The organism is Chryseobacterium sp. StRB126 (assembly GCF_000829375.1).
GTDB lineage: Bacteria > Bacteroidota > Bacteroidia > Flavobacteriales > Weeksellaceae > Chryseobacterium.
Genome location: NZ_AP014624.1, coordinates 4,417,420 through 4,431,641, shown reverse-complemented (window position 1 = coordinate 4,431,641; position 14,222 = coordinate 4,417,420). Strand labels below are relative to the sequence as shown.

Below are 14,222 nucleotides of genomic sequence, written 5' to 3'. Positions count from 1 at the left end.
GTATTAGTCTTCTTCTTTAAAATCTTCCATCATCAAATTATGATATCCATTGTATTCCGCTTTTTCTTCATTTGTAAAAGCATCAAGTTCCAATGTGAGATTTCTGGCTTCTAGAGTTGAAATTTGTTGATTATGCTGGGTAAATGCAAAACATCCGAGATAGGAAATTCCACTGTCCTTTAATTCTCTTATCTTCTTACTCAGCTGCTGTTGGTTTAGAACTCCACAAGTAAGCGCTGCTTCTTTTATTTCGGCAATAGTCATGGTGATTGTTGATGTTGAGTCAAAGATAAAAAATTGAAGAAGGATAAAGAAATTAATGTTGAACAGGTTACATTTTAAATTTCAGCAATTTTATCAAATAGCTTAGGATAATTAACAACCAAACCATTCTCGTCCACTACAATATCCGATTTAAAATCGGTCTGCAGATTGTCATAATGGTAAGTGTAAGGAGCAATTCTGGTGTATTGCTGAGTAACTGGTTTTACAATATTACTTAAAACATCAATATAAATCACCTTAATTTTCTGAGTATCATTTTCAGCCAGCTTTAGATTGTTAATAGGTAAAGTATTGGTGAAAGGAGTTAAAGAAATATCAATAAAGCTAAAGTCTTTAAAATCAGGGTTAATTATATTGTTGATTTTCCATTCATCCTGATATTTTTTTCCTGTGAGTATATTTTTAACCGTATTGATTTCAGATTCAATCGTAAATTCCTGAATATTCCAATCAGGATCAATGATTAACCGATATTCTACAGTATACATGTTATTTTCATAACAGCCAATAATTTTGGATGTTACAACTGAAGCTTTTCCGTTTTTTTTAAGGTTGAAATATTCCAGTGATTGAAAAGCAATTCCTTGCCAGATCAATGTTTTCATTCTGTTTTTGGTTTATTGTGGTTGTATTTTTAGGGTCTTAGGCTAAGAAATTCCGGTTACTGGAAAATTCTCCGTTTCCTGATCCTGCTTAAAGTTTCTCTTGCCACTCCCAGGAATGATGCCAGTTGGGTAAGAGGAACGCGTTGCAGCATTTCAGGATATCTTTTTTCAAGATATTCCAGTCTCTCCTGAGCTGAATACAGTTTGAAAAGATTAGAAAACTCTTCCTGTTTAGAAGCAAACTGACGAATGCAGTGTCGCCCCAGTGATTCTATTTCGATGTGCTGCTCTGCAATGGTAAACAGTTTTTCTTTATCAAAAATCACAACATGCAATTCTTCACAGGCAGCCATATTGAATTCCGAAGGTTTCCCGCTCCCAAAACTGCCGATATGGGTAGCAATTTCATTTTCAAAGAAAAAATTGGTGTTTTTTATTACGCCGTCTATTTCATAATAAGATTTACAATATCCTTTATCAATGTAAAATAAAGATTTACATACTTCACCTTCCTTCAGTATCCATTCATTCTTTTTGTATCGTTTTTCAGTGAGAGCAGGTTGAAGTAAATTCCAGCTTTCATCTGAAAATGGAGTAAGAGAATGGATGTATTTCAGGAGGTTTTCCATAGTGCATATTTTGGAGAAGTAGTAAGGTATTTCAAAGATGCATATTTTTTACCAAATATCATATCTGCTGGGAGCTATTATCAATAGGGTTGCATTCTTTTTCGTAATTTCATCCAATCAAAATAAATGGTAAAAGATTAATTGATTGATTCATTATGATAAAAATACTCTTCACTTTGTTCTTTATTCCTGTTGTTTTTCATGCCCAGCAAACGGCTCATCAGGATCCTGAAATCATCAATTATGTTTCACAGGTAAGTACAGATTCTCTGAAAAGCCATATCAATTCCCTGGTGAGTTTTGGAACGAGACATACCATGAGCTCAACTACAGATCCTAAGAGAGGAATAGGAGCTGCCAGAAAATGGGTGCTGAAAAAGTTCAATGATTATGCTAAAAATGCTGGTGGAAGAATGGAGGTTTTTCTGCAGAATCAAACGATCCAGCCGGATGGAAAAAGAATTGACCGTCCTACCGATTTAGGAAATGCCATTGCGATTATCCATGGAACAGATCCCAATGATAAAAGGCTTTTTATGATGAGTGGACATCTGGATTCAAGGGTAAGTGATGTGATGAATAGTAAAGATAATGCTCCAGGAGCCAATGATGACGGAAGCGGAGTGGCGGCACTTATTGAAAGTGCAAGAATATTAAGCAAATCTAAATTTCCTGCAAGTATTGTATTAGTGGCTTTTTCCGGAGAAGAACAAGGATTGTTGGGATCAAAAATGTTGGCTGAGAAAGCAACTAATGAAGGCTGGCAACTGGAAGCTTTGCTGAATAATGATATGATCTCCAATAATCTCAGCAGTGATACTCATTTAACCAATACTCATCAATTAAGAGTCTTTTCCGAAGGCCTTCCTCAGTATGAACTGGATCAAAAAGCTCAGGATATCAGAAAATTCGGATTAGAAAATGATGGCGAACCAAGACAGCTGGCAAGATATATTAAAGAAATAGGAGAACGGTATGTTGATCATCTACAGGTTAAATTAATCTATAGAAATGACCGGTTTTTGAGAGGCGGAGATCATACTCCATTTGTTGAAAAGGGATTTTCTGCTGTACGACTGACGGAATTCAATGAAAACTTCAATCATCAACATCAGGATATCAGGAAAGAGAATGGAGTGCAGTATGGAGATTTACCGGGATTTATGGATTTTGACTATTTTAAAAAGAATGTAGGCGTGAATATTGCGGTTCTTGCTAACCTGGCAAAATCGCCTTCAAAACCGGAAAATGTAAAAATAGAAGTCACCAAGCTTACCAATTTTACAGATCTTTCCTGGGAAAAACCCAAATCAGGGGAAATAACAGGTTATTATATTCTAATGCGTGAAACAGACACTTCTGTGTGGCAGAAAAAGATTTTTACCAAAGAAAATACAATCAAGTTGCCCTATTCTAAAGATAATTATTTCTTTGCTGTACAAGCCGTAAATGCTTCCGGGAATGAAAGTCTGATCGTTTTACCTAAAATCAAATAAAAGAAATTTAAACATCAATAGGAGCGGGCTATTATCCTGAGCGTTGTAGAAGAATGCCCGCTTTTATCATTTATTCTATATCCAGTGTCATAAAAAGAGCAATTTCTTCGGAGTTATCGTATAATCTCGTATTCACTCCGGTGATATTGAAGCCCATTCTTCTGTAAAACTGTATCGCAGGATAGTTCGTATTCTGAGTTTCAAGTTCAATAACCCTGCAGTTCAGTTTCCTGGCTTCCTTGATGGTATTTTTAATCAGCATGATCCCTAACCCCTTTCTTCTGTATTTTTCATTAACCAGAAGGTTTTCGATATAGAAACTATTGTTCCATATTCTGTGTTCACCAATGATCCAGCCTTGAAGTTCACCATCTGCAAAAACTCCGAAAGAAGAGTCTTTTTCGATAATGGTATTGAGCTCATCAATGTCGTCAGAACAGGTTTCCCAAACTTTAGTGTAGGATAATCTTTTTTCTCTCATACTAAACTCAAAAGAATCGTTGAACTCGATTGAAGAAATAGAGTAGATGATATCTGTTGAATATCCGTTATGACCCCAGCTTAAACTAGGGTTGGAAGTTAGCTGTTGTAGTTTTTTTATTTCCACGGAAGAATATTTTATTGAATTTCAGTACAAATTTCCACGAGGTAATTATTAGGATCTTTGATGTATGCTGTCTTTTGTCCCCAAGGTTTTACAGCAATATCTTCGTACAGAACAGCTCCGTTTTTTATTGCTTTTTCTACTAAGGTTTCTACATCATCTGTGACAAATCCCAGCTCAATTCCAAAAGGTTTTTCTTCCGTTTTTGAAAGCATAAATCCTTTTTTAATATTGGAGCCGGCTAATTCAACAGAGGCAAAAGACAGCGTAGTTTCTCCTGTAACCAGTTCACCATAGTCTTTTTCCGGAGTGATGAATTTGATCTCAGCATTGAAAGTGTTTTGGTAGAAATTCATTGATGATTCTACATCTTCTACATACAGAATAACATATTTAAACTTAATCATAACTATTATATTTAGAGGCGTTTTTTGAATTAAACTTGTTTTATTTTTTACTTAAAATATATTCTTCATCCACCATCAACTCAATATTAGGACCATTTTGAGGATAATATTTTAATCCTTCAAGATGACCAAAATGAAGCGGATATTTTTGAGTAAGCTGTCTTACTTTATCTCCAAACGAATTAAGATTGACTGTTTGAATTGAATCTTTTTTCTGACGACCATTGGTAAAGAAAAGCATCAGGTTACAGTGATTGTAGAAATCATAATCGTTATAATAGAATACATTGAGGTTTTCTTCACGACAGATAGAACCCAGGTCATTAATGAAGAATTCTTTATCAGATAAAGGCAGGTTACAATCAATTCTTATGGAAAGATTTTCAGCATTATTTTTTTTGAGATCTGAACCTATAATCTGTAGAAAACGGTGTTCATTATTTCCCATATTTTCTCCTTCAGTATGATAGGCTTTGGTAGAGAGTGATTTAAATGGGATACTGAAATCTAATATAATAGCATGTTCACGAATCAATAATTCTTCTATTTCAAGAGCCAACTGGAAATAAAAATCAAAAAGAACATATCCTCCAATGCTGATGATGAGTTGATTCTCGTTGATATTAAGATGTAAAAAAGCTTTCTTAAACTGGGTTTTCAGTTTTTCCAATTTTACAATAAAATCATCTGCATTCTCAACCTGAACTCTTGCAGCCAATTCAGCAGCATTATCTGCATGACCTCCATATCCTTCGAAAAACTTAAAAAATCTGAAATGATATAAACTTTCAGGAAATTTAAAATACCAGTAGGCTCCTAAAATCATGATGAATTGTGTTGAGAATTGAATAAAGATCAAATTTAAATAAAAATTCACGTTCTAAAACATTCAAAACCCCTAAATTTGTGAACAATAAAATTTTACTTGGATGCTTAGGAACATTTCAATTGCGGCAGCTACTTTTTTGTCCGTAGTTACAATCAATGCACAGAAGAATAGAAATTCTCAACTGGAAAGACCCAAATTGGTAGTGGGTCTGGTAGTAGACCAGATGCGTTGGGATTATTTATACCGTTTTTACAATAAATATGGAAATGACGGTTTCAAAAGACTTTTGAATACAGGATATTCTTTAAATAACGTACACATTCCTTATGTTCCTACCATTACGGCTTTGGGACATACTTGTATCTATACAGGATCAGTACCTGCCATTCACGGGATTGCCGGAAACGACTGGACAGATAAGGAAACAGGTAAAGGAGTATATTGTACGGCGGATGACAGCGTTCAGCCGGTAGGAACAACCAATACAAAAACAGGAAGCCACTCTCCGAAAAATCTTTGGTCTACAACAGTAACTGATGAATTGAGACTAGCAACCAATTTCCAGGGAAAAGTAATTGGAGTTTCTTTAAAAGACAGAGCTTCCATTCTTCCTGCGGGTCACACACCCAACGGAGCTTTCTGGTTTGATGACAGTACAGGAAACTTTATCACAAGTACATGGTATATGAATGATCTTCCTCAGTGGGTAAAGTCATTTAACTCTCAGAATTTACCGGAAAAATTGGTTGCTAACGGTTGGAATACTTTGCTTCCGATCAATCAGTATACAGAAAGTGCACCGGACAATTCTCCTTGGGAAGGATTATTAGGAAGTGCAAAAACACCTACATTCCCTTACAGTGATCTTGCAAAAGATTATCAGACCAAAAAAGACAACATCCGTTATACACCTTTCGGAAATACGCTGACACTAAAGTTGGCTGAAGCTTCTGTAGAAGGTGAAAAGCTGGGTGGTGATAATATTACAGACTTTTTAGCCATCAATTTGGCTTCTACGGATTATGCAGGACATAAATTCGGTCCGAACTCCATTGAAGTAGAGGATGTTTATATCAGATTAGATCAGGATTTAGCACAATTCTTCAATTATCTGGATTCAAAAGTTGGAAAAGGAGAGTATACAGTTTTCCTTTCTGCTGATCACGGTGGAGCGCATTCTGTAGGATTCTTGAAAGAACATAAAATCCCGACAGGTTTCTTTGGAGAAGGTGCAGAAAAGAATCTTAACCAAAAATTAAAAGATAAATTCGGGGCTGATAAATTGATTAACGCTATCGATAATTACCAAATCTATTTCGATAGAAAAGTATTGGAAGACAGCAAACTTGAATTGGATGATGTAAGAAACTTTGCCGTTAAAGAACTGGAAAAAGATCCTACTGTTTTATATGCAGTTTCTGTAGATAGAGTTCAGGAATCAAGCATTCCGGAGCCAATCAAACAAAGAATTATCAACGGAATCAACAGACAGAGAAGTGGTGATATCCAATTAATCTCTCACGATTCTATGCTTCCGCCATATTCTAAAACAGGAACTACTCACAGTGTATGGAACTCTTATGATTCACACATTCCATTGATCTTTATGGGCTGGGGAGTTCAGCACGGAGAAAGCAACAAGGCTTATCATATGACTGATATTGCACCTACTGTTTCTTCATTATTGAAAATCCAGTTCCCAAGTGGAAGTGTTGGAAATCCAATCACTGAAGTTATGGGTAAATAAACAGAATAACATACACAAAAAAACATTCCAACTTTGGAATGTTTTTTTGTTTTATACAAATTATGAAGCTCTTATAATTTGTTGAATCTCCTTTTGAAGCTTTTTATTCTGCTTTCTTATTTTTAAAATAAAATACAGTAAAAGAGAAACCAAAATTCCAGCAATAGCAAAAGACAGAATATTCATATAATGGTACTGAGATTTCAGTTTTTGTTTTTTTGCGGAGGTTTCTTTATTATGATTATTTATGACCTGGTTAATAGAAGATAACTCGTTTTGCTTTCTCTTAAACCGCATTTCAAAATATTTCTTATTGTATAGTTGATATAAATCCTGCTGCTCCATGGCGAGATAATTGTTTGCCATTTCGTTATAAATTCCTTCATTCAAGATAATGTCTCCTGTATTTTTACTTAGGTTTTCAGCTTTTATCAAAAGATGGATAGCGGTTTTATTATCATGCTTTTGTTTATAGACCTCAGACATTCCTTTTAAAGCGAATGCTTCCAGACTTTTGGCATTATTTTGCTGAGCACAGTCTATGGACTGTAAAAATGCCTGTTGGGCCTTATCAATGAGATTAAGGTTAAGATAGCAATAGCCAATATTATAATAAACCACACTCATATTGGAATAGGAGGTTTTCTTTACAGGTACTTTTTCAAAATTTTCTATGGAGATCAGAAACTTTTCCAGGGCAATTTCAGAGTTGGACTGACTTTTATAAATCATTCCTTTTATGGCATAGATTCTAGCAGTTTCGGCATATTTTTCAGTGGCTCCCTCAGGTAGTTTTACCAGGTATTGATCTGCTTCATTCAGTGTTTCAAGACTCTTGCTGAAAAGCTCCATTTGCTGATATTGTATAGCAACAGAGACAAGCACACTCACCTGGCTTTTGATATCATTGGTTTTCTGTGAAAGTTCTTTGGCCTTTAAAATGTACATTAAAGATTCTTCGAAATTCCTTTTGGCAACATTGGCTGTTGAAAGAAGCATATAGATCTCAACAGATGTTTTGAGATCATTATCTTTTTTCAGTAGTTGCTTTCCAATGTGAATGGCTTTATCAGGATTGTCATAAATTTCAAGTTTGGCTTTTTTTAACAGGGAAGTATACGAAGTGTCCTGACCTTTTATAAAAATAAAGGCCAAAAAGATTAATGAGAAAATGTTCAATCTTAGTTTCATGATACTTTACTTTTACTGATTTCCTGAATGTAAGCATTAGGAGATATTCCGGTAACTGATTTAAAAACAGTGGTAAAGGCACTATGTGAAGAAAAGCCTGAGTATTCTGCAAGATAACTTACCTTATAATTAAGAAAAGTAGGATCTGTTTTTAATAGTTGAACGATGTGGTTGATCCTTAGCTTATTAATATATCCATTGAAATTTTTTTCCTTGTTATTATTGATGACTTCTGAAAGATATTTGGTATTAACCTCCATTTGAGCAGAAAGCATAGATAATGACATATTTTTGTTCAGATATCGGTCAGATTGTTCAAATTCTTCTAGTTTTTGAAGGATTTCTTCTTCTTTTTCTTTGGAAATTTTATTGGAATTCCTTTCTGTCTCAGTACTTTTTGCTAAGTCAGTAATTGGATGGACCATTTGTTTTTGTTGGCTGTTCTGTCTTTCAAAGAAATCAAATTGCTTTTTTAAATCTTTATTTTTGTTTTTAATAACCAGAAAATAGATCAATAGTCCAATGACAATCACAGAGAAAATGAAAGTGGAAGTCCAGAACGATTTTAAATAATTCTGCTTTTCAAATTCAAGGGTCTTATTTTGATTGGTTTCAACCAGTTTTACAATATACCGTATTCCTTCTTTTGTGCTTGAATCTGTTTTTGATCTTAGATCATTATAATATTTATTGTATTGATGGTATTTGATATCATCATGGAGCGCAAAATAAGTCCGGGATAAAGATTCGTAAATTTTGATCTTTATATTATTAAAAGGAAGATCTTGAATCAATGACAGTCCCAGTTCCAGTTTTTGAACTGACGTTTTATAATCCTGTTGTAAGAAATAAAAACGAGATAGGTTTTCATAAGCTAAACTGAGTAAAAATGGCTGATTTTTCTGTTTTTCAAGTTCAGAAATTACATTTTCTATAATTTTTTTATATTCTTCCAGTTTATTTTGTTTCATTAAATAGGAAGAACGGAAAATCTTATTTTCTGTTTTAATAATTTTATTTTCCTCATTATCATTATCAATATACTGATCGCTTTTGTTAAGGTTTTCTAAGGCATTGGAATAATCTCTACTGATTCCCAGATTCAAAGCCTGAAGCTGATAAAGTTTTGCAGTGGTAATCCTTAATTTGGGATCATTGCTTTTCAGAAGCGTTTGATCTGATAAAAGATGAGTAATAATCTGTTTAGACTGATTATATAATCCCAAGTTCTGATATTGGTCTGCGAGATTATAATCCTCAAAAACCCGCATAAAATAAGAAATATCTTGGTTTTGATCCGGATTTTCTTTCTGGGAAAAGCTATTGACAGACTGCATATAGTCTCCCTTCATGGCAAAAGCTTGTGAAATAATGTTTTGAAGTACGATTCTATCCTCTACATCCTGATCACTTACCAGAAGCCCTTGGGTGTAGCTGATACAGTCGTCAGGATTTTGATATAATTTCTGAATTGCCTTATCAGCAATAATAGTAAAGTCAGGACCAGATTGCCCGCTGATAATAGAGAAGCATAACGTGAGGATCAGCAGGAAAATTCTTCCTCTGTTTTCAATCATCTTTCTGAATAATAATTTATTTTTCATGTATTTCTTAACGACCTACCCGGAAATCGTCTTCAAAATTGATTTTGTTCAAATGTTTGGTTATTAGGGTTTTATATTTTTTATTCTTTTAAAATTCACGAATTGTGAAAGCCTATTTCTTTTGCCTAGTCAAATATAATGTTAATATTGTTTCTGTTGGTTTTTAAAATTAAATATAATAATATATGAGAAATTTTTACAAAATGTCAATTAAATTACTTGCTGTTTGTTTCTTTTTTAATTTTAATATAGTTGAGGCTCAGCTTTCGGTAATGGGACTTGGGAATTATAATGTCGGTTCGGTTTCTGATAAAGGAGTGGTAAGCATGCAGACTACTGGTGGTGGAATATTTATGTGGACAGCAAATACAGGAATTGTACAAATAGGGACGATATCAAACGGATATCCGGCAGCTGGAAAAACGGTTGTTTCTAATGACGGAATGAAGATCGCATCCTCAGTCACAAATACTGTGACAAACTTTAATGAGATTTCAACGTATGATGTGAGCTCTGCTACATGGACTAATAGAGGTGGACTTGTGCCCACTGGTTGGGATGGCAGTGTAAGTTCTACATGGGGAATGTCTCCTGATGGCAGTGCAATTGTAGGACTGGGGTGGCTTACCGCAGCAAATGCCCATGCTGTAAAATGGGATGCAACAAACGGAGTGGTAGATCTAGGGAGTATGGTGAGCGGACGAAGCTCGAGAGCCAACGCAATAAGTGCAGATGGAACTGTTGTGGTAGGATGGCAGGATGAGTCTACAGGAACAAGAAGTGGTGCAAAATGGGTAGATGGTGTGGAAAGTTTCATTACAGATAACAACGGAAACAACGTAGGAGAAGCAGGAGCTGTTTCTACAGATGGCAATACAATAATTGGTTCGGCAAATCCAAATCCTTATGTATGGAAGGCCGGAACTGGACTAACATATATAACACACCCCAATGCTTCATTCTCTTTTAAAGGAGGAGCAACCGGAGTTTCGGGGGATGGAACAAAGGTTATTGGATTTTACAGGGCATTTGGAGCTCCGCCAATGTCTGGAGAAGGTTTCATCTGGACGGAAACGGATGGACGTCTTAATCTCAATGACTATGCAACAAGCTTAGGCATTAATACCAATGGGGTAATTATGGGACTTCCTTTGGCTATATCTCAGGACGGAAAAAAGATAGCTGGTATGGGAGTGAATGCGTCCAATCAAATGGTAGCGTTTTATCTCGATCTTACGGGATATTTATCAGTAAACGATGTTGTAAAAGATCAAAATACACTAGGAATTTACCCTAATCCGGTAGTTGATATTTTATATATTAAAGGGACCGGAAATATAGAAAAGGCAGAAGTTTATAATATGGTAGGGCAAAAAGTAAAATCGTTCACAGCTATGGAACATCAGATTGATGTTTCCTTTTTACCAAAAGGAAATTATATAGTACAGTTTTCCGAGAAAGGAGGGAAGCAGCAGAGTTATAAATTCATCAAGAAGTAAAAATTAGCAAATTTTAATAATAGTTATACCATGAATGGTTGTTTTCAATATTGAGAACAACCATTTTTTAAGCACTGAGATGAAAGAGTGGGTTTGTAAGTTTATACTTCACTATTTTCATCTTCAGGTTTCCTTATACCTGTTATAAAATTCATTTTTTGCCTAATACATTTAAAAAACTATCTTTGCAAAAATTTTGGTTTCCAGTATATTGGAATGAAAAGGGAATTGGGTGGAACTCCCAAACTGTCCCCGCAACTGTAAATCGCAATAGAAATTTCTGTAGACAGCCACTGTATAAAACGGGAAGGCACAGAAAGCGAAAGTCAGGAGACCTGCCAGAATAGTAATCAAATAAAACATATTGCTTTCGGAGGAAAAGTAGAAGGATATGGATATAAAAAGATCTCTAGTACTGTTTTTGTCATCTTATGGCGGCTTTCTTTTCGGGCAGGAGAAGGTTGTTGATACTATTTATATTTTCGACAGCCAGATGAACAAGGTGAAGCAGTTTCACCCTGTGAAAACAATTAATATTGAAGATGTAGAAAAGAACTCTAGTAATCTTTCTGAGCTATTAAGGTTTCAATCTTCCATTTATATCAAAGAAAACGGCCGTGGTGCTGTTTCTTCACCTTCTTTCAGGGGAACTTCAGCTCAACAGACAGCTTTTGTTTGGAATGGGATTAATATTAACTCTAATTTTTTAGGTCAGGGAGATATCAACAATATTGCCTTGTTTGGATATGACCAGATTGGAATAAAAGCAGGTGGAGGAAGTGTTACTTATGGTTCTGGGGCTATTGGTGGAAGTATTCACTTGAACAATAACCTTGATTTTAATAAAGGTTTTCATGGTTCTCTGTTTTCAGAAATAGCATCTTTTGGTACTTATAATAATTTTCTCAAAGGCTCGTACAGTAATGATAAATTCAGCTTTAAAGCTTCTGCAAACTATGCTGTAAGTACAAATGATTATGAGGTACCTGAATATGTAGTAGGCAGGACTTCATTTAAGAATATCAATGGAAGATATTACAATACAACCTTTAATATAGGAACTGCTTATAAAATTACGGATTCTCAGACTATTTCATGGCAAAGCCAGATATTTGATGCTTCGCAACATTATGTGATTTACGAGGAAAATGGTAACAGAACAAAGTATAAGGCAAATACTTTGAGAAGCATGATCTCCTGGGATATCAATAAAGTGAATCTCTCCAACAGCTTTAAATTTGCTTATACGGAAGATAATTACAGGTATTTTTCAGATATACATTCGCTTAAATCTAATGGAGCAGAAGGAAAGAATTATATCCTTAAAAACGATTTTAATTATTTTATAACTCCCAAAATCAATATCAATGCAATCGGAGAGTTCCAGGTGAATAAGGCTGAAGGTTATGAGATAGGAAGTGTAAGCCGGAACATAGGATCTTTAGCCGGAATGATAAAATATTTTGTTTCTAAGGACCTACGCTTTGAAGCAGGTATAAAGAAAGATTTTGTAGAAGATATCTCATCTCCGGTTCTGTATTCCTTTTCGGGAAAATGGAATGCTTTGAAATGGTATCATATAGGAGCAAGCTTTTCAAGAAACTTCAGATATCCTACTTTTAATGATCTTTATTGGAAGCCGGGCGGGAATCTGAATTTACAGCCTGAGACCTCCTTAAATATCGATATGGACCATGAGTTTAATTTTGGTGGTTTTAAGATTATTCTTAACCCATATTATATGGATATTAAGGATTTTATCAGCTGGCTTCCTACTTCATACGGATATTGGGCCCCTTTTAATACATACAAATCTGAATTCTACGGGTTAGAATCACAGGTTAGCTGGAATAAAAGTTTCGGCAGACATCGCCTGAAGATTAATGCCGGATATACCTATTCTAAATCTATAAATAAAGAAACCCAAAAACAGATGATGTATGTTCCTTTACATAAAGTAAATGGTTCTATAGATTATAAGTTTGATTTCCTTAAAATCTATGCACAAGGACTGTTTAATGGACTGACTTATACCACAGCAGATGAGAAAAGATCTGTGGCTTTGGATCCTTATTTTATTTTAAATACTGGTATTTCCGCAGATATTTTGAAAAAATATACTCTGGGATTTAAAGTGAATAATCTTACAGATACTATTTATCAGACAGTATACGATTATCCGATGCCAAAAAGAAATTATAGTATTTATGCAACAATTAATTTTTAAATAATATGAAACTGAACAAACTTTTACATCTTCTTTTTGCTTTTACGCTTCTTTTAGGTGTCGTATCTTGTAGTACAGATAACACCGATGAACTTCAACCTAGAATTGATTATAGTGCTGGGTTTCTGATTGCCAATGAGGGAAAATACGGAACACCAAATGCTGAGGTAACCTTTGTTACTTCAGACTTAAGCCTTAAGCAGGATAATATTTTCTCGTTTAACAATGGAGGCAAATTAGGAGATGTTCTACAGATGATTGCTTTCAATGGTAATAATGCTTATTTATTATTAAACAATTCAAATAAGATTCAGATTGTAAACCGTTATAACTTTAAAGCGACTGGTGAAATTACATCCGGACTTAATCAGCCTCGTTATATGGCTTTTGCAAACAATAATATTTATGTAACTAATGATAAATATCAGGGAGATAAATATGTAAGTGTTTATAAAGTTTCAGATAATTCTCTTGTTAAAAAAATTCCTTTTTCAGATACTGTTGAGAGAATTGTAGAAGCAGGTAATAATATTTTTGTACAGAATGCTTCGTTTGGATATGGAAATAATATCACCCTTATTAATACAACTACCAATGAGATTCAGAAGACTTTTTCTGTAAACGGAAATATTAATAAAATCATTTCAAATAATCAGAATGTTTATGCTATAGCAGCTGGAACTACAGATTCTTATATCTATCAGATCTCAAGTACGGGTGATATTATAAAAACTACTACTTTAACAGGAATTGCCGATGCCAAGAATCTGGAGATCTCCAACAGTAAATTCTATTTCAGCTCAGGTAAAAGTGTCTATACCATGGATATGAAACTAGGAACGGTACCTACTTCACCGTTATTTACTGTAGCAAGTAGTTCTGATCCATATTCTGATCTTTATGGATTCAGTGTAGTAAAAGATCTCATTTTTACTTCTGATGCCAATGGATTTAAGCAAGATAGTAAGATTGTTGTTTATAATACATCTGGAGCTATTATTAAAACTTTCTCCGCAGGTATAGCTTCCAATTCAATATATTGGAACTAAAATATATTGCGCTTCGGCGTATATAATATAATTTTTTATTTTTTCATCAT

The 14,222-nt window shown here is 34.4% G+C and carries 13 protein-coding genes and 1 riboswitch; of the genes, 5 read left to right on the top strand and 8 right to left on the bottom strand.

Annotated features, from left to right (window positions below):
* Positions 1-3 precede the first annotated feature (3 nt).
* The 3 genes from CHSO_RS19985 to CHSO_RS19975 all read right to left on the bottom strand — a co-directional run bounded on the left by CHSO_RS19985 (position 4) and on the right by CHSO_RS19975 (position 1,519).
* Entirely contained in the window at positions 4-264 is a 261-nt protein-coding gene (locus CHSO_RS19985) for a hypothetical protein (protein ID WP_045500021.1), read from the bottom strand.
* 74 nt (positions 265-338) lie between these two features.
* Positions 339-890, bottom strand: a complete 552-nt coding sequence (locus tag CHSO_RS19980) for a putative glycolipid-binding domain-containing protein (RefSeq protein WP_052480669.1) — start codon at positions 888-890, stop codon at positions 339-341.
* Between the two features lie 56 nt (positions 891-946).
* A complete protein-coding gene (locus tag CHSO_RS19975; protein WP_045500018.1) occupies positions 947-1,519 on the bottom strand; it encodes a Crp/Fnr family transcriptional regulator in 573 nt (190 codons plus the stop codon).
* 155 nt (positions 1,520-1,674) lie between these two features.
* Here CHSO_RS19975 and CHSO_RS19970 point away from each other — a divergent pair, with 155 nt between their 5' ends.
* A complete protein-coding gene (locus CHSO_RS19970) occupies positions 1,675-3,015 on the top strand; it encodes a M28 family metallopeptidase (protein WP_045500015.1) in 1,341 nt (446 codons plus the stop codon).
* Positions 3,016-3,085: 70 nt separating this feature from the next.
* Here CHSO_RS19970 and CHSO_RS19965 read toward each other — a convergent pair whose 3' ends face one another.
* From CHSO_RS19965 to CHSO_RS19955, 3 genes are read right to left on the bottom strand one after another with little or no spacing between them, the layout of a single operon-like run.
* Positions 3,086-3,622 (bottom strand): GNAT family N-acetyltransferase, encoded by a 537-nt coding sequence (locus tag CHSO_RS19965; RefSeq protein ID WP_045500012.1) that lies wholly within the window; start codon positions 3,620-3,622, stop codon positions 3,086-3,088.
* 11 nt (positions 3,623-3,633) lie between these two features.
* The gene (locus CHSO_RS19960) at positions 3,634-4,026 is read right to left on the bottom strand and encodes a VOC family protein (protein ID WP_045500009.1); all 393 of its coding nucleotides are present in this window, start codon (positions 4,024-4,026) and stop codon (positions 3,634-3,636) included.
* Positions 4,027-4,066: 40 nt separating this feature from the next.
* Positions 4,067-4,852: a hypothetical protein gene (locus CHSO_RS19955; RefSeq protein WP_045500006.1), complete on the bottom strand. Its 786-nt coding sequence runs from the start codon at positions 4,850-4,852 to the stop codon at positions 4,067-4,069.
* Positions 4,853-4,955: 103 nt separating this feature from the next.
* On the opposite strand from CHSO_RS19955, the gene pafA reads away from it, so the two are divergent.
* On the top strand, positions 4,956-6,602 hold the full coding sequence (pafA, locus tag CHSO_RS19950) for an alkaline phosphatase PafA (RefSeq protein ID WP_045500004.1): 1,647 nt from the start codon (positions 4,956-4,958) through the stop codon (positions 6,600-6,602).
* Between the two features lie 60 nt (positions 6,603-6,662).
* Here pafA and CHSO_RS19945 read toward each other — a convergent pair whose 3' ends face one another.
* Together CHSO_RS19945 and CHSO_RS19940 are read right to left on the bottom strand one after the other, a co-directional pair.
* Complete coding sequence (locus CHSO_RS19945; RefSeq protein WP_045500002.1) at positions 6,663-7,793, bottom strand: tetratricopeptide repeat protein; 1,131 nt, start codon at positions 7,791-7,793, stop codon at positions 6,663-6,665.
* Positions 7,790-9,397 (bottom strand): helix-turn-helix domain-containing protein, encoded by a 1,608-nt coding sequence (locus CHSO_RS19940; protein ID WP_045499999.1) that lies wholly within the window; start codon positions 9,395-9,397, stop codon positions 7,790-7,792. Before CHSO_RS19940 ends, CHSO_RS19945 begins: the two co-directional genes overlap by 4 nt.
* 203 nt (positions 9,398-9,600) lie before the next feature.
* On the opposite strand from CHSO_RS19940, the gene CHSO_RS19935 reads away from it, so the two are divergent.
* The 3 genes from CHSO_RS19935 to CHSO_RS19920 all read left to right on the top strand — a co-directional run bounded on the left by CHSO_RS19935 (position 9,601) and on the right by CHSO_RS19920 (position 14,172).
* Positions 9,601-10,896, top strand: coding sequence for a T9SS type A sorting domain-containing protein (locus CHSO_RS19935; protein ID WP_232509101.1), 1,296 nt, complete (start codon positions 9,601-9,603; stop codon positions 10,894-10,896).
* Positions 10,897-11,076: 180 nt separating this feature from the next.
* Positions 11,077-11,254: riboswitch (cobalamin riboswitch) on the top strand.
* 33 nt (positions 11,255-11,287) lie between these two features.
* Positions 11,288-13,123 carry a TonB-dependent receptor plug domain-containing protein gene (locus tag CHSO_RS19925; RefSeq protein ID WP_052480668.1) on the top strand — a complete coding sequence of 612 codons (1,836 nt, stop codon included), beginning with the start codon at positions 11,288-11,290 and terminating at the stop codon, positions 13,121-13,123.
* Positions 13,124-13,128: 5 nt separating this feature from the next.
* On the top strand, positions 13,129-14,172 hold the full coding sequence (locus CHSO_RS19920; RefSeq protein ID WP_045499980.1) for a DUF5074 domain-containing protein: 1,044 nt from the start codon (positions 13,129-13,131) through the stop codon (positions 14,170-14,172).
* The last annotated feature ends 50 nt before the right edge of the window (positions 14,173-14,222 follow it).

What these genes read in the sequence shown, in the direction of transcription:
- CHSO_RS19985 (WP_045500021.1), bottom strand. Translation starts at nt 264, where the DNA reads ATGACTATTGCCGAAATAAAAGAAGCAGCGCTTACTTGTGGAGTTCTA.
- CHSO_RS19980 (WP_052480669.1), bottom strand. Translation starts at nt 890, where the DNA reads ATGAAAACATTGATCTGGCAAGGAATTGCTTTTCAATCACTGGAATAT.
- CHSO_RS19975 (WP_045500018.1), bottom strand. Translation starts at nt 1,519, where the DNA reads ATGGAAAACCTCCTGAAATACATCCATTCTCTTACTCCATTTTCAGAT.
- CHSO_RS19970 (WP_045500015.1), top strand. Translation starts at nt 1,675, where the DNA reads ATGATAAAAATACTCTTCACTTTGTTCTTTATTCCTGTTGTTTTTCAT.
- CHSO_RS19960 (WP_045500009.1), bottom strand. Translation starts at nt 4,026, where the DNA reads ATGATTAAGTTTAAATATGTTATTCTGTATGTAGAAGATGTAGAATCA.
- CHSO_RS19955 (WP_045500006.1), bottom strand. Translation starts at nt 4,852, where the DNA reads ATGATTTTAGGAGCCTACTGGTATTTTAAATTTCCTGAAAGTTTATAT.
- pafA (WP_045500004.1), top strand. Translation starts at nt 4,956, where the DNA reads ATGCTTAGGAACATTTCAATTGCGGCAGCTACTTTTTTGTCCGTAGTT.
- CHSO_RS19945 (WP_045500002.1), bottom strand. Translation starts at nt 7,793, where the DNA reads ATGAAACTAAGATTGAACATTTTCTCATTAATCTTTTTGGCCTTTATT.
- CHSO_RS19940 (WP_045499999.1), bottom strand. Translation starts at nt 9,397, where the DNA reads ATGAAAAATAAATTATTATTCAGAAAGATGATTGAAAACAGAGGAAGA.
- CHSO_RS19935 (WP_232509101.1), top strand. Translation starts at nt 9,601, where the DNA reads ATGTCAATTAAATTACTTGCTGTTTGTTTCTTTTTTAATTTTAATATA.
- CHSO_RS19925 (WP_052480668.1), top strand. Translation starts at nt 11,288, where the DNA reads ATGGATATAAAAAGATCTCTAGTACTGTTTTTGTCATCTTATGGCGGC.
- CHSO_RS19920 (WP_045499980.1), top strand. Translation starts at nt 13,129, where the DNA reads ATGAAACTGAACAAACTTTTACATCTTCTTTTTGCTTTTACGCTTCTT.